Below are 13,580 nucleotides of genomic sequence, written 5' to 3'. Positions count from 1 at the left end.
CATGAGCTGGCTACTCGACCAGATCCTGGACTGGCTGGCGGCGGCGATCCTCGCGAGCCTCGACGCGCTGTTCGGGGTGATCAGCAGCGCGCTGCTGATCACCCCGAAGGTCACCGCCCTGCCGCAGGTGCAGGCCCTGACGGGCCGTTCGGTGCTCGTCGTCGACACCGTCTTCGTCCTCGCCTTCGTGGCCGCCGGGGTGCTCACCATGACCGCCGGCGGCAGTGAAACCACCCGCTACACCGCCAAGGACCTCCTCCCGAGGCTGATCGTCGGGTTCGTCGCCGCGCACTTCTCCCAGCTGTGGTGCGGCATGCTCATCGACCTGGCCAACGCCCTGACCGGCGCGCTCACCACACCCGACGGGGACAGCGACGGCGCGCTGCGCGCCATCAAGACGCACATCCTCACCGGACGGGACACCACAGCGGTGCTGCTGTTCGTGATCTGCGTGGCGATCATCGCCGTCCTCCTCGCCGGCACCGCGTTCAGCGTTATCGTCCGCTTCGCCGTCGTCATCGTCCTGACCGCCTTCGCCCCGCTGGCCCTCGCGTGTCACGCGATGCCGCAGACCGAACCGGTCGCCCGCATGTGGTGGCGCTCCTACACCGGTCTACTCGCCGTCCCCGTGGTGCAGGGCTTCACCCTCTACGCCGGGCACTGGATGCTCACCGACCCCGAGCACCTGCTGCCCGTACTCGGACTACCGGTGGATCCGGGCGGCGCCATCAACCTGTTCGTCGTCATGGTCATGCTCTGGACCACGCTGCGCGTGCCGTCCCTCATGCGCCGCTACGTCTCCACCGGCAACAGCGGCCGCGGAGTGAACATGCTCGGCGCGGCAGTACGGGTCATCGTCGTGCAGCAGGCCACCCGCACCGTTCCCGGCCTCGGCCGCGGCCTGAAGGCGATCGGCCGATGAGCGCCCACGACGACCACGCCGACCCGGGCCGGGCGCGCATGCCCGCGGACATCGACGCTCCCGACAAGGTTCTCTACGGGCTCACGTTCCGGCAGCTGGCGATCCTCGCCGTCGCCGCCCTCGCCTTCTACGGCGTCTGGCGGACACTGCATCAGGTCGTGCCCGCTCCGGTGCTCGTCGGCGCCGCCGTCGTCGTCGGCGGCCTGGTTTTCGGTGTCGCGGTCGGCCGTCGCGACGGCCTGCCATTGGACGTGTGGCTGCTCGCCGCCGTCCGTCACGCGCGGGCTCCGCGCGCGCTCTCGACAACTGACACGACGTCGAAGACACCGGACTGGGTGCAGGCGCCGACGACGAGGGTGATGCTGCCGGCGCCGCTGAAGCTGCCCGCCGACGCCATCGACGAGGGAGGGGAAATCCGACTCGGCGCCGCGCGAGCGGCGATGGTCGCCACGACGAACGTCAACCTCGCGCTGCGCACCGGCGATGAGCAGGCGGCCCTGGTCGACACCTTCGGTCGCTGGCTCAACAGCTTGTCGACTCCCACGCAGATCGTGGTGTCGGCGCAGCCGGTGGACCTGCGCTCGGCCGCCCGCAGCCTCGCCCACGCGGCCATGCAGCTGCCGCACCCGGCGCTGACCGACGCGGCCGGCGACCACGCCCGCTTCCTCGACGACCTCGCAGCGCGCAAGGATCCGCTGCGCCGGCAGGTCCTCATCGTCACCGGCACGAGCGCCCGTGAGCGTGGCGAGCACACGGCTCGACGGCGCGCCGACGACACGGTCCGCGCCCTGTCCGGTCTCGGCGTCACCACCCGCGCCCTCGACGGGCCGGCGGTCACCGCGGCGCTCGCCGCGGCCGCCGACCCCTACCGGCCGCCACGGCCCGGCGGCCTCGCGGCCCCGGACACGGTCATGACCTCACCCACACCGAATCGGCGTCACCGGCACGGAAGGAGCCGACCGACATGAAGCTGCGCCACAGATCCCAGCGTGCCGACGGTGGCTGCCAGCCGGACGGGCTGGCGGCCGCCGTCGCCCCCGCCGCCGTCGAGGTCACCCCGCGGTTCCTGCGCGTCGGGGACGGCTACGCCGCCACCCTCGTGGTGACCGGCTACCCGGCCGAGGTTGGCCCGGCCTGGCTCGAACCCCTGTTGTCGTGGCCGGGCCGCCTCGACCTCGCGTTGCACATCGACCCGCTGCCCGCCCCGGTCGCCGCCGCCCGGCTGCGTAACCAGCGGGCCCGCTTCGAATCGTCCCGGCGGGCCGACGCGGAGCGGGGCAAGCTGCCCGACCCGTCCGTGGAAGCGGCGGCCGACGACGCCGCGGACCTCGCCCAGCGGTTGGCGCGCGGTGCGGCGAAGCTGTTCCGCGTCGGCCTCTACCTGACCGTGCACGCCCGCACCGAGGACGAACTCTTGGAGGCGTGCGCGCAGGTGAAGGCAGCCGCCGCGTCCACCTTGATCGAGGTGCAGCCCGCCACGTGGCGGCACCTGGCCGGGTGGACCACCACCCTGCCCCTTGCGACCGACAGCCTGCAGATGCGCCGCACCATGGACACCGCCGCTCTCGCCGCCGCGTTCCCCCTCGCCAGCGCAGACCTGCCCGCGCCGCTGCCCGGCGACCCGCCCGCCGATGGCGGGGTGCTCTACGGCGTCAACCCCGACTCCAGCGGGATCGTGTGGTGGGACCGCTGGGCACAGGAGAACCACAACAGCGTCGTTCTCGCCCGCTCCGGCGCCGGCAAGTCGTACTTCGTGAAGCTGGAGATCCTGCGCAACCTCTACCAGCAGGTGCAGGTCGCCGTCATCGACCCCGAGGACGAGTACCTGCGGTTGGCCGACGCGGTCGGTGGAGCCGTGGTCCGCCTCGGCGTCGCCGGCGTGAAGGTCAACCCTCTCGACCTGCCGGGAGGTGACTCCCGCCCGGACGTGCTCACCCGACGCGGCCTGTTCCTGCACACCCTCATCAGCGTGCTGCTGGGCCAGCAGCCGCCACCGGCGGAACGGGCTGCCCTGGACCGGGCGATCCTGGCCGTCTACCGGGCCGCGGGCATCACCCCGGACCCGGCCACCCACCACCGGCCCGCCCCACTGCTTCGTGACCTCGCCGGCTGCCTGCACGCCGACACCGACCCCGCCGCCGGCCAGCTCGCCGCCCGCCTCACCCCCTGGGTTGAGGGTTCCTTCTCGCACCTGTTCGACGGGCCCACCACCACCCGCCCCGACGGGCACCTCGTGGTGTGGTCGCTGCGGCACCTGCCCGACGAACTGCGCACCGTCGGCACCCTGCTCGCCCTGGACGCGATCTGGCGGCAGGTCGACGCACCCAGCAGGCAGGCCGCACGGCGGCTCGTCGTCGTGGACGAGGCGTGGCTGCTCATGCGCGACGGTGAAGGCGCTCGGTTCCTGTTCCGCATGTCCAAGGCCGCCCGAAAACGCCACGCCGGGCTGACCGTCATCACCCAGGACGTCGCCGACCTGCTCGGCACCGACCTCGGCCAGGCCGTCGTCGCCAACGCCGCCACCCAAATCCTGCTCAAGCAGGCCCCGCAAGCCATCGACGCCATCGGCGACGCCTTCGGGCTCACCGCCGGCGAACGGCGGCTGCTGCTCGCCGCGCGGGTCGGCACCGGCCTGCTGATCTGCGGCACCAACCGGACCAGCTTCGAAGCCATCGCCTCGCAGGCGGAGCACCAGCTGTGTACGACACGCCCGAGCGAACTCGCCGACCTCGACGAGGGAGACGACCTGTGACCCCACCCGCCGCATACCTCGCGGCCATCCTGACCTTCACCCCCCATCCGACCGGCCCAGGCGCCGACGTCGTCGTGCCGCCCACCGGCGCCACCCGCTGGCTGCTCGGGGCCGCCACGTGGGTGGGGCAGCGGCCGTGGCTGCTCGCCGTCGCCGCCGGCTTGCTCGTGGCGCACGTCGCCGGCCGCAATCTCCTCGCAGAGTGGCGGCACCGCCGGCACAGTGAGGGCGCAAGGCTCGTAACGATCGCCCCACCCCCCGAGGTCGACGCCCACAGCGCGGGCGCGCTGTGGGCCAACCTCGCCGGCACCCTCACCCCGTCCCGGCGCCGCCGCTGGCTCCACGGCAGCGCTCACGTCGCCTGGCAGTACACCTGGGCGGGACGACGATTGCTCATCTCCATCTGGGTACCCGGCACCGTCCCGCCCGGCGCCGTCGAAGCCGCCGTCCGCGCCGCCTGGCCCGGCGCCGCCTGCACCACCGACGACACCCCCGCCCCACCCATCCCGCTCGACGTGCCAACGGTGGTGGGCGGACATCTGCTGCCCAATGCCGCCGAATGGCTGCCCCTGCGCATCGACCACGACAACGACCCGCTGCGCGCGCTGATCTCCGCCGGCTCCCAACTGCGGGCCGACGAGCACGCCTGCGTGCAGATCCTCGCCCGCCCCGCCGCACCCCGCCGCGCCGTGCGCGCCCGACGCACCGGCGGCAGGTTGCGCGACGGCAAGACCGCCCTCCCCGCCATCAACCCGGCAGCGCCGCTGCTGTGGCTCGTCGAGGCATTCCGACCGGGCCGCTCCCCCAGCCCCGCCAGGTACGGGCAGACGAGCCGCCGCGACCCCGCAGTGGAGCGCGATGTGCGGGCGATCCTCGACAAGACCTCCCACCCGTTGTGGGAGACCGCCGTGCGCTATGCCGTGGGCAAGGACAGCCGGCGCGGGAGCACGGACCAGCGGCCCCGGCTGCTGGGCATCGCCGACGCGGTCGCGTCCTCCTTCGCGATCTATTCGGGCCGCAACCGCCTCGTCCCTCGTACCGGCATGTCGTCGCCGGCCGCGGTGCTGGCGTCGCGGCGTCTCGGTGGCGGGTTCCTCGCCTGCACCCCGGAGCTGGCGGCGCTCGCCGCGCTGCCCCGGGACCTGGCCGTGCCCGGGCTGGATCGGGCGCGGGCGAAGTCCATGCCCGTCCCGGTCGCCGTGCCCAGCGGTGGACGCGGCACGAAGGTGCTCGGTGACGCGCAGGTCGGCGGTCACGGGGTGGCCCTGGCCGTGCCGGACGCCCGCTACCACCTGCACGTCGTGGGGGCCACCGGCTCTGGGAAGACGACGTTGCTGGTGAACATGGCCGTCGATGACATCACCGCCGGCCGCGGCACGGTGGTCATCGACCCGCACGGCGACATGGTCCTGGACATCCTCGACCGGCTCCCGGCATCGGTCGCGGACCGGGTGGTGCTGTTCGACCCGGACCAGCCGAATCCGCCGACGATCAATCCGCTCTCCGGCGACGACCCGGATCTGGTCGTGGACAACCTGGTGTCGATCTTCGGGAACATCTTCGCCAAGGCGTGGGGCCCGCGCATGGACGATGTCATGCGGGTGGCGTGCCTGACCTTGTTGCGGCACGCCAACGTCACCCTGCAGCACATCCCACCGCTGCTCAACTCCGCGCAGTTCCGCTCGGCGATGACCGTTGACCTCGATGACCCGGCCGGCCTGTCCGGGTTCTGGCAGTGGTACGACGAGCTGAACCCCGCCCTGCGCTCGCAGGTCATCGGACCGGTGCTCGCCCGCCTGCGGGCGTTCCTGTTGCGGGACTTCGTCAAACGCACGATGCGATACCCGCGCTCGAGTTTCGACATGGGCGAGGTCCTCGACGGCGGAGCATTGCTCGTGCGCATCCCGAAAGGCCAGTTGGGGGAGGACACCAGCAAGCTGCTCGGCTCCCTGGTGCTGGCCCAGGTGTGGCAGGCCGCCACCGCCCGCGCGCGCATCGCCCCCGACAAACGCCGGGACGCCACGCTGATCATCGACGAGGCGCAGAACTTCCTCACCCTCGCCAACTCCCTGGACACGATGCTCGCCGAGGCCCGTAAGTACCGGCTGTCGCTGGTGCTGTCGCACCAGGACCTCGCCCAGTTCCCGAAGGACCTCCTCGCGGCCGCGTCCGCGAACGCCCGCAACAAGATCTATTTCTCCTGCGCGCCGGAGGACGCCCGCGTCCTGGCCCGGCACACCCTGCCCGAACTCGACGAGCACGACCTGACCCACCTCGACGCCTACACCGCCGCCACCCGCCTGGTCGTGGGCGGCCGGCAGACGCCGGCGTTCACCATGAGGACCCGCCCACCCAAGCCGCTGATCGGCGAGGCGACCGCGATCCGGCAGGCCGCAGCGCGCGCCGTTCCGGCGCAGGACACCGGCGCGATCGACGCGCTGGTCGACCCCTACTCAAGGCCACCCCAGCAAACCCGCGCGCCCCGTGTGGACAGCGACAAGGCGAAGCCTTGAGGCCGGTTGACCGCGAACGGGTCGCCCGGTGTGGCCAGGTGGCCGGGCTGAGGAGATTCCTTCGGCGTCTGTCAGCCCCTGGTGGGGTTTCCGTCGCCCCTTCCGCAGACGCTTCCTCCGCCCTTCACCACCAAGGGCTGACTGCCGCTGACCGATCAGCGCGGAAAGGCCTGTCAGTGCAGCGTGCGGCGGTCCACCGGCACGGTCACCACCACCCCTGATTTCAGACACCCCTCCAACGGAGGGGATCCACTTCCTCCCTGAAGGGATGCCCGCTCGTGTCTACCGATCGACCTGTCTTCCATCCCCGGTCATCCAACCCCCGGCTCCTCGCCTCGCGCAGCACTACCAGCCGCCGCTCGCGTCTGGAGCACCTGCGTCGGCTCACGCTGCGCGACCGTCAACTCCTCGCCTGGCTCGCCGAGCACTATGTGCTCTCCGCCGACCAGATCACCGAGGCGGCGTTCACCTCCCGCCGCTCCGCCCGGCTACGGCTGGCCACCCTGCACCGCATCGAGGCCGTCAGCCGCTTCGTCGACATCACCACCGGCGACGGGCAGTACCTCTACGCCCTCGGCCCCCTCGGCATGCTCGTGCACCCCACCGCCTACAACGACCCGGACCGGCCCGACGCCCGACCGCCGCGCAGCAGCATCGAGCGCACCGAACGCATCGTCGGCAGTTGCCGGCTCGCCCACCTGCTCGGCACCAACCAACTGTTCGTCGACCTCCTCGCCCACGCGCGCTGCCATCCGAACGTTCGGCTGGCGAGGTGGTGGTCCGAGCAGCACGCGACCGCCGCCTATGCCGTCGCCGGCATCCGGCCCGACGGGCACGGCGTGTGGTGCGTCGGAGACCAGCAGGTCGGCTTCTTCCTGGAGCACGACAACGGCACCGAGCCGCTCGCCGTCGTGCTGCGCAAGCTACGCGGCTACGAGCGCCTCGCCCAGTTCGGGCCCCGCTACCCCGTTTTGCTGCGCGTGCGCAGCCGACGCCGCGAGGCCAACCTGCTACGCGCCCTCGCCGGTGTGCCCACCGCCATGCCCGTCGCGACCGGCATCCACGACGAACATCCCGCCGGACCGGCCTGGACGCTGACCACCGAGCCCGGGCTGCGCCGCTGGCTGCACGAGCTGCCCAGCGACCACGGCCCCGACAACCCCGCCACGAACCCCCACCGCTACACCGACCCCGACGACGACCTCTGACACCCAGGCCCCGCTCACGGCCGCTCACACCGCAGGTCGCGGCCCAGCCAAGCCCTTCAGCGCGTTGTTTGACTGTCACACCGCAAGATCGGCTGTGAGTGGATCGGCCTCTCACAGCGCGACACACCTCATCCACCCCACAGTGGGTGTTGATCTCTCACGGTGCAGGCCAAAGGCCATTCCTGCCGCTGTCACGCCGCAACGCGCTGTGAGTGGCAGCCGCTACCTTTCCGGCAACACCACACCCCACATATCGTTCCACCCCGGCTCGTCCCACCTCAGGGATCCCCCGCCGCACCCCAGCGAGACGCGACGCCCACCCGCTTCGGCCGGTCGGCACGCGCCCGCGCGGCGACCCCTCGAGGTCACACCAGCCACCCACACCACCTCTTCCCTTGATCCGACCCACGCACCCGATGGGCCGGTCATCCCTGCGCCCGCGCGCACCCCACCCAAGGAGGACGGCTTATGCCCACTGTCAAGGGCACCGCGCTGACGCGCCACGGCAGCCGTGTGCCAGCCATTCCGACACGACCGGCGTCGGCGAAGGTGACGCCGGCAGCCGCGCCCCGCCCTGTCTACACCCGGGCCACCACCACCGCGCGGCCAACCGTCATGGCGGCCCCGACCATCGCCACGATGATCATCTGCCTGCCCGACGCGCTGCCCGCGCAGGCGCTCACCAGCCACCAGCTCGACACCCATTTCAATGTCACCGGCACTCTCGCGCCTCTGTTCTGGGCGGTCGCGCAGCTGCGTGTGTGGCAGCGCCAGCAGATGATCGGGCTGCGCAAGGGTCGACCCGCGCCGTGCGCGGGCGGACCGGTCCGGCTGCTCGACCTGCACGGGATGCGCCACGCCGCCGCGGTCGGCGCCGGGATCCGCTACCAGATCTGGCAGCAGGTCGTCCACGGCACCCGAGCCGCCACCCCGTGGCCGGTCTTCGAAACCCGCCACCTCACCGACCCCGACCGCTACCCCCTCGACACGGCGATCGCGGAATTCCATGCCCAACCCCGCGTCCACGCCATGCGCCTGCACGCCGCCGCCGCTCCCGGCACTGGCCAGCCCAGTGTCGGAGAGCTGGAGATGTACCAGGCGGGCCAGATGGCCTACCAGCACTACCGCGCCGCCAGCGCCATCGCCGGCGATGCGATGCTCACCGCCGACGGACGCAAGCTCGCCCCGGCCAGCGACGCCCTCGCCCACCGCATCACCTACCTCGAGCAGGCCCTGGCCCACCTCGACACCCTCGACCCCGATCAGCGGCTACTCGCAGTCGCCCTCTAAACCCCACCCCCAAGCCCGCAGTCGAGGGCACCGGCAACCGCTGCAGGCCCAACCCAGCTGAGATGCCGCAGCGGTCGGTCCATGCCGTGTCACCCCGCGGGGCCTGCTCTCCCTTTGCTGCCGACGACGCACCGCAGCTGCCTCAACGGCCAGCTGCCGCGCCGCCTCACACAGCGGCGGTGAATGCTCTACAGGCGAGGGCCCCGGGCCAGGGGCGCCCGCTACCGCCCGGCCTGAAACAGGCCGCCTCATTCCTCTTCCAGCCCTCTTCACCGGCAGCAGGTCCTCCCAGGGTTTCCGCATCGGAGACGTGCTGCCCCTCGCGGAGCACGCCACGGCCGCCCGACCCACCGCTTCACGGGGGCGCACATCGCCGTGAGCGAGCGCAGCGAGCCGACCCTGGCTGGCATCTCCCGCCGACGTCGAGTCCTCGTTCTCACCGCACCCAGCCGGCGCCCGCCGGCCGATCAGTCATTCCTTTCCCACGCGCGCCCGCCACGCCCCCCGGCTGGCGACGAGCTCGGCGCGGATCTCAGGGATGTCCCGAGATCCGGTCCTCGCACTTGATCAGCGAGGCGGTCGAAGCGTGGATCACTGCTGGCCTCCACACCAGGAAGGACGTGCCCATGACGGATGCAACGCAGCCCGTGCCGGCGCACACGATGTTCACGGTCCTCGCCGCGCTCAGCGAGCTCGGCGAGGCCACTGCCACGGCCGTGGCCGAGCGCGCCGCCCTCGGCTATTCCACCGCGACGGCAAAGCTGCGCGCCTGGGAGAAGACCGGGCAGGCCGAGCGGTTCCGCAGCGACGACAACCGCGCCATGTGGCGGTTGACCGACACCGGCCTCACCACCACCGCCACGCCACCCTCCACCCAGGAGGCCGCTGACACACCACCCAGCGGGACCCCGGTCGCCACCTCGGACACCGCCACCCCGACCGATTCCCTCGGCTCCCCTGGCGTGCCCGAACGGGACAGCGAGCCCCCTGTACCGGCAGCCAGGGACACGGACGAGGCGTCCCCGGCCCTGGCTTCCACCGGCGGCGCACCTGCTCCACTGGACACCGTCACGTCTTCCAGTGGCGGCGACGAGCAGCCGCCCTCGGAGGAGGCGGGCCACGACCGCCAGCAGTCCGACGACGCGCCCGACGAGGCCGAGGGCGAGGGCGGATCGAGGCTCGACCCGCAGGGGCAGGCAGCCAGGACGGAGAACGACCGCCGGGTGAAGGGCTCCCTGCGGGGCGCAGTACTGGACATCCTCGAAGCCCACCCCGACCGGCAGTACAAGACCAGTGAGCTGTGCAAGCTCATCGACGCCGCGAACACCGGCAGCGGCGCGAAGAAAGCCAGCCAGGGCGCGGTGTACAACGCGGCGATCAAGCTGGTCGCCGCCGGCACGCTCATGCAGACCGTCGAACGGCCGGCCACCTTCCAACTCGCCCCCGCCAACGGCGGCCTGTAGCCCCGACTCGTCAGGCAGCCCGAGGGCGGGCGTCGAAGTTGGCGACTCACGCCCGCCCCCGGTGCTCCTTCGTGCGAAAGGAGCAACTCAGTGTCTCTGATCCTGCAAGGAATCGTCACCACCGTCGGCGGGATCCTCGCCGGCCTCGCCCTCGCCGGCGCCCTCCTGTGGCGTCAACAGCAAGCCCTCGAGGCGGCCCGCTACCAGGCCACCCACGACGAGATCACCGGCCTGCCCAACCGGCGGCTGTTCCTCACCCGACTACGCGCCGCCCTCACCGACCGGGCGGCGGTCGGGGTGGTGCTGCTCGACCTCGACGGGTTCAAGACCGTCAACGACACCCTCGGCCACGAGACCGGCAACCTGCTGCTCGCCCACGTCGGACGGCTCCTCGCCGCCCTCGACGCGCCGGTGGAGATCGCCGCAAGGTTGTCCGGCGACGAGTTCGCCCTCCTCGTGCGCGGCGACCACGAGGACGTGGCCGCTGCCGCCCGCGCCGCATGGCAGGCCATCGGCGCCGCCCCCTTCCGCCTGACCAGCGGCGAGGTCCGTGTCAGCGGCTCCGTCGGCTACACCCACAACCCCGCCTACCTGTCCGCCAACCCCCGTCAGCTGCTGGCCGAGGCGGATGCGGCGATGTACCACGCGAAGCGTTCCGGTGCCGGTGTGCACGGCCACCATCCCTTGGCCACCCCAGTGGGACGCAGCCGCGACCGCCACCACCACTGACAGATCTGACGCCTTGAGGGCCCCGCAACCACCCGGTTGCGGGGCCCTCCCCCTTTGCCGCCCTGACAAGGGAGATCGCTGTGCTGTCCTTCACCGCTGTCCACGCCCTGGCCGGTTGCCTCCTGGCGACCGACGTCGACGCCGAGCATCTGGGCTGGGGCCAGCCCCCGACGCTGCTGCTCATCCACACCCGCCCCCTCCACACGGCCTCGCCAGCACACGCCTTGCGCAGCGTGGAATTCCCGCTGCGCCGCGACGACCTGCTCACCGACCCCGCTGGCCTGCCCGCCCTGCTGCACCGCCTCGCCGCAGGCTTGCGCCAGCCCCACGCGGCAACGCCCTACCAGGCCACCCTCGACACGATCGTCCGCCTGATCCGGGCGACCGAACCCGATGCGCGGCTATTGGCCTGGGCCACCTGCTACGACGACATCCACCGGATCACCAGCGCGCCATGGCAGGCCCGCCGCATCGACGCCGTCGACACCGACGGCCGCCTCTACCAGCTCACCCACCCGCGCGGCGATGACCAACCGCTGCTGCTCATCGACGACAGCCCCGAGCCGAGCGACGTCCCCGCCACCTATCCCGGGCTGACCGCCCTCATCACCGCCACCACCCAGAAGGCCAGCAGCGGCGGCCGCGCCGCGCATGGGAGGACCGGGCCGTTGCGGCGACCTGACGGCAGCGACGAGGAGCCGATCTTCATCACGTGGGGGCCCGACGGGAGGTCACTGCGCTGCCAGGTGTGCGGGGCCGTCGACGAGTTCGTCCAGGACGAGATGCCGTCCATGGCCGGCTACGGCGAAGACACCTACATCCGCTGCAGCCGCTGCGGATCCGCCGAGACCAGCGACCCGATCTTCGGCTGGCGCGCCAAGCCCGCCCCTTGGCCGGCACCCCCGCAACCGGAGGAGCCGTGACCGTCCCGTCCCGCGTCTCGGCACCGGTCCGCGCACCTCGTGCCCTCCCATTCCCGCGTCCGCTGTGAAGGAGACCTGCCCCGTGAGCACCCACTGCTTCGTCGGCACCACTGATCCTGCGAACCCGCACCTCGTGCACGCCCGGTTCGTGCTCCTCGACGGCTACCCAGGCGTCGTCGTGCCCACCCTCGCCGCGATCTGGGCCGGCCACGCCCGCCGCGACGCCCACGCGCTGAGCACCGCGATCCTCGCCTCCGACTGGGAGTACCTCGACCCGGCTGTCACCGCCACCACCGAATCCGGGTTCGCCGGGCAGCGCCCGGTGCCAGGCGTCGGCATGACCCTCGCCAGCACCACCGACGGTGCCATCGACCCGGCGGAACCGGTCACCGTGTTCCCGCTGTCGCACGCCCGGCACCTCGACGCGGAATGGATCTACCTGATCGACCCGCTCACCGCCACGGTCGCCGTGCACACCGACGACGGGCAGCACCTGGCCGGCTACCGGCTCGCCGGCTGCCTGCCCCCGTCACCGGATGCCACCTGCACCCCCGTGAGCCGCTCCCCCGCAGCGCGCCACGCCCCACATCAGGCTGCGGGAGCCCCGCGGTGAGCGGGCGCGGTCTCGCCGCAATCGCCGCTGGGGTGCTCGCCGTGCTGATGCTGTGCGCGGGCGGAGTGGGGATGCTGTTCACCGGCGGTGGCACCGCCTCGGCCGCGTGCAACGGCACTGTCGGCCCAGACCGGCAGCCGTTGCTGCCCACCGTCACCGTGTCCCCGCCCGCCGCCGGCGTCGGGGGCTGGACCGGCGAGCAGCTCACCAACGCGGCCGTGATCGTGTCCGTCGGCGTCGAGCTCACGGTCCCGCCCCGAGGCTGGGTCATCGCCCTGGCCACCACCATGCAGGAGTCCAGCCTGGGCAACCTGTCCGGCGGGGACCGCGACTCGGTGGGGCTGTTCCAGCAGCGCCCGTCCCAAGGCTGGGGCACACCCGCCCAACTCCAGGACCCGCGCTATGCGGCCGGCAGGTTTTACCGGGCGTTGCTGGCCGTCGACGGTTGGCAGGCCATGGCGTTGACCGACGCCGCCCAAGCGGTGCAGCGCTCCGCCTACCCCGGCGCCTACGCGAAGTGGGAGGACGACGCGATCGCCCTGATCCGCGTCCTGAGCGGCGGCACCCCCGCCGGGCCCGTCGGAGGGGATCTGGAGCAGGCGATGAGCAACCCGCTGTGCCTGTTCGACGCAGGTGACGGCCAGCCCGGCGGCGAGCAGGTGCCGCTGCCGGCGGGGTTCACCCTGCCGTCAGACACGCCGGAGCCGGTCGTCACGGCGGTCGGCTGGGCCCTGGCGCAGCTCGGCAGCCCGTACACCTTCGGCGGGGACTGCACCGCACCCCACTCCGGCATGCCCGCCCGCCAATGCGACTGCTCCTCGCTGATGCAACAGGCGTACCGGGCCGCCGGCATCACCCTGCCCCGCACCACCAGCGAGCAGATCCATGCGGGCCGGCCGGTCACCGACTACCGGGACCTGCGGCCGGGGGACCTGCTGTTCATTCCCGGCAGCCGCGGGACCACCGCCAAGCCCGGGCACGTGGGCCTCTACCTCGGCCAGGGGCTGGTTGTGCAGGCCCCGCACAGCGGCGACGTCGTCAAGATCAGCCGCCTGTCCGCGTGGGCCGCGCAGCTGGCCGCCGCGCGCCGGGTCATCGCCTGAACCACCGCACCCCACATACCACTCACCGCCTCCGTCAGCCGGGGCCGCCTTCTGAGCGCCGACG

General features: G+C 72.3%; 11 protein-coding genes. All 11 read left to right on the top strand.

The annotated features are described in order from the left end of the window. Position 1: 1 nt before the first annotated feature. The 11 genes from ABZS80_RS06265 to ABZS80_RS06215 all read left to right on the top strand — a co-directional run bounded on the left by ABZS80_RS06265 (position 2) and on the right by ABZS80_RS06215 (position 13,516). A complete protein-coding gene (locus ABZS80_RS06265) occupies positions 2-922 on the top strand; it encodes a hypothetical protein (protein ID WP_355054722.1) in 921 nt (306 codons plus the stop codon). Next, a complete protein-coding gene (locus ABZS80_RS06260; protein ID WP_355054721.1) occupies positions 919-1,890 on the top strand; it encodes a PrgI family protein in 972 nt (323 codons plus the stop codon). Before ABZS80_RS06265 ends, ABZS80_RS06260 begins: the two co-directional genes overlap by 4 nt. After that, positions 1,887-3,674 (top strand): DUF87 domain-containing protein, encoded by a 1,788-nt coding sequence (locus tag ABZS80_RS06255; RefSeq protein ID WP_355054720.1) that lies wholly within the window; start codon positions 1,887-1,889, stop codon positions 3,672-3,674. Before ABZS80_RS06260 ends, ABZS80_RS06255 begins: the two co-directional genes overlap by 4 nt. Before the next feature lie 74 nt (positions 3,675-3,748). After that, positions 3,749-6,187 (top strand): DUF87 domain-containing protein, encoded by a 2,439-nt coding sequence (locus ABZS80_RS06250; protein ID WP_355055062.1) that lies wholly within the window; start codon positions 3,749-3,751, stop codon positions 6,185-6,187. 365 nt (positions 6,188-6,552) lie between these two features. After that, a complete protein-coding gene (locus tag ABZS80_RS06245) occupies positions 6,553-7,395 on the top strand; it encodes a replication-relaxation family protein (protein WP_355055061.1) in 843 nt (280 codons plus the stop codon). Between the two features lie 615 nt (positions 7,396-8,010). Next, positions 8,011-8,685: a hypothetical protein gene (locus ABZS80_RS06240; protein ID WP_355054719.1), complete on the top strand. Its 675-nt coding sequence runs from the start codon at positions 8,011-8,013 to the stop codon at positions 8,683-8,685. 626 nt (positions 8,686-9,311) lie between these two features. After that, on the top strand, positions 9,312-10,148 hold the full coding sequence (locus ABZS80_RS06235; protein WP_355054718.1) for a MarR family transcriptional regulator: 837 nt from the start codon (positions 9,312-9,314) through the stop codon (positions 10,146-10,148). A 90-nt stretch (positions 10,149-10,238) separates the two neighbouring features. Beyond that, a complete protein-coding gene (locus tag ABZS80_RS06230) occupies positions 10,239-10,877 on the top strand; it encodes a GGDEF domain-containing protein (RefSeq protein WP_355054717.1) in 639 nt (212 codons plus the stop codon). Positions 10,878-10,957: 80 nt separating this feature from the next. Further along, positions 10,958-11,800, top strand: a complete 843-nt coding sequence (locus ABZS80_RS06225) for a hypothetical protein (protein WP_355054716.1) — start codon at positions 10,958-10,960, stop codon at positions 11,798-11,800. An 82-nt stretch (positions 11,801-11,882) separates the two neighbouring features. Beyond that, complete coding sequence (locus ABZS80_RS06220; RefSeq protein WP_355054715.1) at positions 11,883-12,413, top strand: hypothetical protein; 531 nt, start codon at positions 11,883-11,885, stop codon at positions 12,411-12,413. Next, a complete protein-coding gene (locus tag ABZS80_RS06215; RefSeq protein ID WP_355054714.1) occupies positions 12,410-13,516 on the top strand; it encodes a C40 family peptidase in 1,107 nt (368 codons plus the stop codon). The genes ABZS80_RS06220 and ABZS80_RS06215 overlap by 4 nt, the downstream gene beginning before the upstream one ends. The last annotated feature ends 64 nt before the right edge of the window (positions 13,517-13,580 follow it).

This window comes from Micromonospora sp. NPDC005305 (genome assembly GCF_040607315.1).
In the GTDB taxonomy this organism is placed as follows: domain Bacteria; phylum Actinomycetota; class Actinomycetes; order Mycobacteriales; family Micromonosporaceae; genus Micromonospora.
This window is presented reverse-complemented; position numbering and strand designations above follow the sequence as displayed.

Bases quoted from the DNA above. Each gene is read 5' to 3' on its own strand.
- ABZS80_RS06265 (WP_355054722.1), top strand. From the start codon at position 2: ATGAGCTGGCTACTCGACCAGATCCTGGACTGGCTGGCGGCGGCGATC.
- ABZS80_RS06240 (WP_355054719.1), top strand. From the start codon at position 8,011: ATGGCGGCCCCGACCATCGCCACGATGATCATCTGCCTGCCCGACGCG.
- ABZS80_RS06255 (WP_355054720.1), top strand. From the start codon at position 1,887: ATGAAGCTGCGCCACAGATCCCAGCGTGCCGACGGTGGCTGCCAGCCG.
- ABZS80_RS06235 (WP_355054718.1), top strand. From the start codon at position 9,312: ATGACGGATGCAACGCAGCCCGTGCCGGCGCACACGATGTTCACGGTC.
- ABZS80_RS06260 (WP_355054721.1), top strand. From the start codon at position 919: ATGAGCGCCCACGACGACCACGCCGACCCGGGCCGGGCGCGCATGCCC.